The sequence below is a fragment of the Chryseobacterium sp. FG46 genome, assembly GCF_057809135.1.
In genome coordinates this window covers 95,854-102,881 of sequence record NZ_JBMDJJ010000017.1, presented here as the reverse complement: position 1 = coordinate 102,881, position 7,028 = coordinate 95,854, and the positions used below count along the sequence as shown (strand labels likewise).

The following is a 7,028-nucleotide window of genomic DNA, read 5'->3' as shown; positions in this document are numbered from 1 at the left end:
GTAATTGAGTAATTGAAGTGTCTGATATATCAAGCTTAGTAAGATGAGATAGCTGCCCAATAGATTCGGGTAATTGAGTAATTGAAGAGTTTGATATATTAAGCTCATTAAGATTAGATAGCTGCCCAATAGATTCAGGTAATTGAGTAATTGTAGTGTGTGTGATATTAAGCTCATTGAGATTAGATAGCTGCCCAATAGATTCGGGTAATTGAGTAATTGAAGCGTTGTATGATACCTCAAGCTTAGTAAGGTTAGATAGCTGCCCTATAGATTCAGGTAATTGAGTAATTGAAGGGTTGTGTGATAGATCTAATGTGATAAGATTATTGATCTTTAGTATTTGAGGCATTATTTCCTTTAACACCTCTGTGTCTATATCTGATGAATATAAATGTAAAGCTGTTTCTCCGGATCTTCCATCATTCTGGGCCTTTGATATTTTTTCGTTAATTCTTCTTAATTTTTCTTTACTAATCATATATTTTATTTTTTTAATGTTTAGGACATATCGTTAAAGAACAAGCTAAATATAGGTATATCATTGAAGTAACAATAACAATTAATGTAGTTGTAAATTGAGATTGTTTACATAGAAGTTGTTTAAACTTTTAATTTTTTGATCAGTCTAAATGAAAACGCCAAAAAGTGCAGGCTCTTCCAAGTAATATCCAATGTTTCAAATCTTATAAGTAAAGCTTTGAAGCCGTCTAACCATGCATTTGCCTGCTCTATTTTAAATCTGCATTCAAAAAAAGACCTGTATGGGAGATTTCCGCTTCTGATAAAACTTCAATGATCTCGCCCAGAACATCTTCTATTTCATATAAATCGTGATGATTTCCGCTTCTGGGATTTCCCATCGAAAGCATTTGACCATGATTGTCGCACAGAAAAATCATATTGCTTGTTTTCGCAGACTTCCTGCTCTGATATGCGGTTGATTCGCCGCCCATTCTGCATCGGGTTTGACTTCCATCCAATTGAACACACGACAGATCCAATAACCTTTTGTTACGATTCAAAAGGTGAACCCAAATATTTCTGAAGCTGCCGTCCTTGCTCCATTTATTAAAAAAATAATACACATTTTGCCAGCTTATTTTTTCTTCCCCAAAATAGTCCTTTAACGAAATTTCACGCCACTGGCAACCGGTTTTCAGCCGTTTTATAATGGTCTTAATTATTTTTACCAGGTCAAACTTCGTAGAAAATCCTCTCTTTCCTTTGCTTAAATGAGGTAAAATCCATTTCTCTATTTTATCTTTGCTGATGAGTTCCAGATTATTAGTCTTTTTAATTGCAATCCAAAATTGCTAATTTTCTCGGAACTTTTTTCCCTAAATAAGTTTAAACAACTTCTTTTTTATCTACATCTACTATCAAATTAATTTTGGTGGTTATGTATTTCTTTAACGTCGATGTCTGGAGGAGCCTTGTAAAGAGCGGGATTCTTCTCTTTGTGTCTCTGTTCGATCATGTCGGGCAGAGGTTGATAAAGTACGTGATTCTCCTCTCTGCATTTCTGTTTGAGGTTGAATTTGTACAGATGCCATCTGACGATACCTATTATCCCTGATGGTACTCTCTCTTGACTCTCCCTGCATCTGTGCTTGAGTTCTGCGTTCCCCTGTTTGAGTACGAGTCGGATGCCGAGGTGGTAGAGGCGGCGGTAGCGGACGCAGTTCTCCTCTCTGTGTCTCTGTTTGAGGACGGGTCGGATGTCGAGGTGGTAGAGGCGGTGGCGGTAGGGGGCGAGGTTCTCCTCTCCGTGTTTGAGGTCGAGCCTGAGAGCGAGGTGGTAGAGGTGGCTGTTCTTCTTTCTGTAGCTCTGCCTGCGTATTTTGGGGAGTTAGCTTTTGGCTCACAAAATCCTGAATTTTACTTTGTTGTTCCGATAGATATTCTTTGTATTTCTGCTTTATGGATTCTTCCTTATTCTCATTTTTTAGCAAGCCCCTAAGTACTTCCTGATGGGCGGGGAAGTTCATCAGTTCTCCTGCCTCATCCAAATCAGCAGAAAAGAGGGTATCCGATATATCGGAGTTTTCCATAATAAACGTCTGCATATCTTCCGGATATTTCTGGATATGCTTCTCCCGTTCTACTACAACAGAATCATTCTGTAATCCCATGCTGGATAGATAATTGTCTGTCAGTTCCTTTAGTTTTTCCTCATTCAGTACACAAAATGGACCCGCTTTTTTTGCACCAACCAAAGCAAAAAATTCATTAATTACTTCAGGTTTTAGTAAGGTCAAACCATATCCTGAATTTCCCGATATAAGAGGTAGATCTCTCTGTTTATCATTAATACCATTATTTTTCCCTGTAATAAACGGTAGTTGAATATTTAATTTTTCAGCTAGAGGACGTATATGTTTTTCAGAATACACTAAACTAACCAGACTATTTACTGCTTCTATTTTTTCTTTTGATAATAGATTTTTCAGCTTACCTGTTTCCTCAATAAGGGCCAGCCTTTCTATCATCAGATAATTTTCATCAGATAATTTTTCTCCTGATTTTAATAGCTCTGCAATCTTCACTCTCATCAAATGCTCTTTAACCGGAGTATCACAGTTTCCCAGGGAACTCGTGATTCCTAACTGTATCGTATTTCTGTCTTCAATGGAAATAGTTGGATCACGAAGTTGAGATAGCAGCATTTTAACAGTAGGACCATATAAATTCAGTACATCCTCATTATGAACAGGCACCTTACTCAAAAATAGTTTTATGGCATTTTTGGAAGATTTGATCACTGTATTCTGAATAAAATTACCATTTAATTTAATTTCATTGGCAATAGGTGAAGGATCTAAATCAGAAGCCTCTATCTGTTTTGAGATCTTTGCCCGCTCTTTATCATTCGGATACAATTTGCTTAGTGCATTTTTATATCTATTAGCTATGCCTGGTATTGTTTGTCTAATATGATTCACAAGTTCCTCTGATTTAGGTAGAAGAGGGTTTCTTGCAAAATCTAATTTTTCAAGATTTCCCAAATTAGCTAATGTATTAGGAACGCGTATAATACTATTGTTTTTGACAATCAATTGGGTAAGGCTTGATAGTTCACCTATACTGCCGGGTAAGCTTGTAAGATCGTTTTTACTTACATCAAGTTTCGTAAGATTAGGGATCTTCAATATTTCAGGCATCACTTTCTCTAAAGTCTCTGAATCTATAGATAAACCGGACAAGTCTAAGCTTCTTTCCCGTGATGTTTTAGCCTGAGCCTTTATTATTCTTTCGTTAATTTTTTTTAATTGTTTATCAGTAACCATATTTTTTTTCTTTGAATGTTTAACAATTATTATATTCCTCTACTAATGGCTTTGCTATGGCATTTAGAATAAGTACATCTGTAAATCCCAATGTTCTTTGAATTGTGTTCTACAATCTGATTCTGTTCCAGAATGTGCAGTAAATTCAATAGTTTTCTGATGGTTCGGATATTACTTAATGTATTGACTTTATGCGGTTTATAGGTGTTTGGTTAGTGAAACAAATTTCATATAATTGAAACAAAATCTAGAATATTATTTGTAGATATAAATTCATTACTATGTAGATTTAAAATTTTTCCCATGTAAATCAAAAGCTACATGTCTGGGCTGAATTTCAATTTACATCAGTAAGTAAGTCCTTTCAGATAGTGTGAGGAATCGTTTGCGCGAAGAATAATTGGAGATGATGGTTTTAAGAAAGTTATTATCTGAAGAAGAACAATGTTTCTGACTGAAAGTGAAAATAACAGGTTCTGAATTTTTGATCCTACATTAAAGATCAGCTAATGAGATATATAAAAAAACCATCTAAAGTGTTAGACGGTTTTTTATATTAAATGGATGACCTTTTATCTTTTTCTCAATTCCTCCAGATGATCCCAGATATCATCTTTTTTCTTATAGGGAAGTTCCATAAAATCCTCAGGGTGATTTTCCTTATATTCCTGCCACAATTTATCATCCTTTTCGCTATAATAATTCGGAAACTCCCAGATAAATTTTTTCTTCTTTTCTCCTACATTTTTAAAAGCAAACGCAATAATACTGCCTACTGCAGCTCCGGAAAGATGGGCCTGCCATGAAATTTTACTCGGTTCCTGCATATTATAAAACAGTTCTTCCGGAAGCATTCCCCAAACCAAACTGCCATAATAAAGCACTACAAGCATTGAAATAGTAAGAAGTTTTGTATTCCATTTGAATACACCGCTGAAGAAAAGGAAAAAAGCAAGAACATATACCACACCGCTGGCTCCGATGGTACAAGTGTACATATATTCGCCAGTGAGAATGTCAATAGGAGGAAGCAGCCATACCAAAAGCCCCGTTGCCAGCCAGCCGATAATAAAAACTTTATTGGCTACCAAAGGGTAAAACTGATATAATAAAAACATAAGTGCCGCTATCGGGATAGAGTTTCCTATAATATGATCGATGTTTCCATGTAAGAGGGGAGATGTAACTATACCAAATAATCCCTCGGGCAAGAGAGGAATAATGGCTCCAAAACAGCTTTGAAAAAAGCCCTGCATTTGTAAAAAATACCCGAACCACATCGCTGAAAGCATTAGCAATGGGTATATAACCGCTCTTTTGGAAATTACATTTTTGAACATGTGGATTTTACGTCAAATCAAAAGCCAATGATAAATTTCGGAAAATTTGGCGATGAATAAGTTTCTACTGACCTGATTTTAAGACAAAAGGTATTAAATTTAACTGTTGAACTTATTATTTTGGCATTGATTTTATAGAAATATCTTGTTATGAGGTGATTAAACTTTATTGAAATCAGATTCTTTTAGAGCCAGATTTACCTTTAAAAAAATTATATTAATATTTTTGCATTGAAAATTATTTAGAGTAATGAAGAAGTTTTTATTGATTCTTTCCTGTTTTATAGGAATAAATGCAAGTGCACAAGAAGAATTGAAAAAAGATTCCGTAGTTGTAGACACTGTAAAATACTGGTCAGTAATGGGAAAAAATACATTAATGATTAACCAGGCTGCCTTTTCAAACTGGGTAGGAGGTGGTGCCAACAACGTAGGATGGCTTGCCGGTGTCAATTACAATATAACCTATGAAAAAGACAAAGATCTTTGGGAGAATATTGTTATACTGGGTTATGGGCAGAATGACACAAAAGGGTTAGGAATAAGAAAAACCCAGGATGTGATCAATGTTTCTACCAATTATGGGAGGAAGTTTTCAAAAAGCTGGTATTTCTCTTCAGGAGCTGGTTTACAGTCACAGTTTGCAGCAGGGTATGAAGATGGAAATAATCCTGAGGCGAAGAAAATATCAAATTTTATGGCGCCAGGTTATCTGAATGTCGGTATGGGTATCACATACAGACCGAATGATGATCTGACTGTCACTTTACGTCCTATCAACGCCAGGTGGACTTTTGTATTGGATAAAGATCTTCAGACGGCTGGAAGCTATGGGTTAAAAAATGACGGTGATACCTCCTTATTGCAATTCGGTTTCCTGGGAACGGCAATATATAAAATGAAAATAATGGAAGATATTTACTTAACCAATACAGCTTCTGTTTTCTCGAATTACCTCGACCGTCCGGACAGATTGGTTCTTGCTTATGGAGCTTTACTGAACCTGAAAGTAAACAAATATATCTCATCCAATGTGACGGTAGATTTGCTCTACGATCATAATCAGATAGAAAAAACACAGTTAAAACAAACTCTTGGAATCGGTTTCGCTTATACGCTGGATAATGGGGTGAAACGCTCCGACCGTAAAGACAGCCAGTGGTGGATCAAAAAATAATATAGAATAAAATACATAAACAGGAAAAGCACTTCAGAAATGAGGTGTTTTTTGTTTTTACAATACTGTAATTTTAAGTTGCTTTAAGTTTACGGGATAAAATATTTGTATTTAATTGTCTTATTTTCAATTTGTTATTGCTGTGAAATAAATTATGTTAAATTCATTTTAAAGTGAATTTTATAATGGCATAGATTATTATTTATACATTTGTAATAAATCGTCATTTATGAAAAAACTTTTATTAATCAGTTCTATCTCTCTTGGTGCTTTAGCGCTTGCCCAGGAGACTAAAACAGATGCTCCGGCATCAGATACCGTTAAAGCCTGGTCTATTCACGGGCAAAATACCTTAATGCTCAATCAGGCTGCCTTTTCAAACTGGGTAGGCGGGGGAGCCAACAATGTGGGCTGGCTTGCCGGTGTTAATTATAACCTCACCTATGAAAAAGGGAAAGATCTTTGGGAAAATATAATTATCCTGGGTTACGGACAAAATAACACGCAGGGAACTGGAGTAAGAAAGACTCAGGATGTTATTAATCTTTCTACAAACTATGGTAGAGAATTTGCCAAGCATTGGTATCTCTCAGCTGGTGCTGGGCTTCAGACTCAGTTTGCACCGGGATATGAAGATGGAAATAATCCTGATGCTAAAAAGATTTCCAATTTTATGGCTCCCGGATATCTGAGCGTAGGAGCTGGGGTTACTTATCGTCCCAATGACAACTTTACAGTGACTTTACGCCCGGCGAATGCCAGATGGACTTTTGTTTTAGACGAAGATCTTCAGAAAGCAGGAACTTATGGTCTTAAAAATGATGGAGATTCTTCTCTTTTCCAATTCGGTTTTCTGGGAACAGCCATGTATAAGCTGAAGATTATGGAGAACATCACCTTGCTGAATACGGCTTCTGTATTCTCCAACTATCTTGATCATCCGGACAGGCTTGTTCTTGGATATAGTGGAGTTTTAAGTATGAAAATCAATAAATATATTTCTACCAACGTTACCCTTGACCTTTTGTACGATCATAACCAGATATGGAAAACACAGTTGAAACAGACATTAGGAGTAGGTTTGGCCTACAATTTTGATAACGGTAAGAAGCGTTCAGAAAATAAAGATAACCAAAGCTGGTTGAAAAAATAAGATAGAAAAATCTGAAATACATTAAAAAAGCACTTCAAAATGAAGTGCTTTTGTGTATCAATATATAT

Annotated in this window: 6 protein-coding genes and 1 pseudogene; 2 read left to right on the top strand and 5 right to left on the bottom strand. The window is 35.8% G+C overall.

What is annotated here, in order from left to right; translation table 11 throughout:
- The 5 genes and pseudogenes from ACODR7_RS14055 to ACODR7_RS14035 all read right to left on the bottom strand — a co-directional run.
- Positions 1 to 481 (bottom strand): leucine-rich repeat domain-containing protein (locus tag ACODR7_RS14055; protein ID WP_488839935.1); only part of this gene is annotated, 481 nt, incomplete at its 3' end.
- Between the two features lie 250 nt (positions 482 to 731).
- Entirely contained in the window at positions 732 to 956 is a 225-nt protein-coding gene (locus tag ACODR7_RS14050) for a hypothetical protein (protein WP_488839933.1), read from the bottom strand.
- Between the two features lie 138 nt (positions 957 to 1,094).
- A pseudogene (locus ACODR7_RS14045) lies at positions 1,095 to 1,184 on the bottom strand (IS5/IS1182 family transposase); the annotation flags it as partial.
- Between the two features lie 228 nt (positions 1,185 to 1,412).
- The gene (locus tag ACODR7_RS14040) at positions 1,413 to 3,290 is read right to left on the bottom strand and encodes a leucine-rich repeat domain-containing protein (RefSeq protein ID WP_488839931.1); all 1,878 of its coding nucleotides are present in this window, start codon (positions 3,288 to 3,290) and stop codon (positions 1,413 to 1,415) included.
- Between the two features lie 572 nt (positions 3,291 to 3,862).
- Entirely contained in the window at positions 3,863 to 4,630 is a 768-nt protein-coding gene (locus ACODR7_RS14035; RefSeq protein WP_488839929.1) for a rhomboid family intramembrane serine protease, read from the bottom strand.
- A 250-nt stretch (positions 4,631 to 4,880) separates the two neighbouring features.
- On the opposite strand from ACODR7_RS14035, the gene ACODR7_RS14030 reads away from it, so the two are divergent.
- Both ACODR7_RS14030 and ACODR7_RS14025 read left to right on the top strand, forming a co-directional pair.
- Positions 4,881 to 5,807, top strand: coding sequence for a DUF3078 domain-containing protein (locus ACODR7_RS14030; protein WP_488839927.1), 927 nt, complete (start codon positions 4,881 to 4,883; stop codon positions 5,805 to 5,807).
- A gap of 229 nt (positions 5,808 to 6,036) precedes the next feature.
- The gene (locus tag ACODR7_RS14025; RefSeq protein WP_488839925.1) at positions 6,037 to 6,960 is read left to right on the top strand and encodes a DUF3078 domain-containing protein; all 924 of its coding nucleotides are present in this window, start codon (positions 6,037 to 6,039) and stop codon (positions 6,958 to 6,960) included.
- Positions 6,961 to 7,028: the final 68 nt, after the last annotated feature.

Coding starts and splice junctions, on each gene's coding strand:
- ACODR7_RS14030 (WP_488839927.1), top strand. CDS start 4,881: ATGAAGAAGTTTTTATTGATTCTTTCCTGTTTTATAGGAATAAATGCA.
- ACODR7_RS14050 (WP_488839933.1), bottom strand. CDS start 956: ATGGGCGGCGAATCAACCGCATATCAGAGCAGGAAGTCTGCGAAAACA.
- ACODR7_RS14040 (WP_488839931.1), bottom strand. CDS start 3,290: ATGGTTACTGATAAACAATTAAAAAAAATTAACGAAAGAATAATAAAG.
- ACODR7_RS14025 (WP_488839925.1), top strand. CDS start 6,037: ATGAAAAAACTTTTATTAATCAGTTCTATCTCTCTTGGTGCTTTAGCG.
- ACODR7_RS14035 (WP_488839929.1), bottom strand. CDS start 4,630: ATGTTCAAAAATGTAATTTCCAAAAGAGCGGTTATATACCCATTGCTA.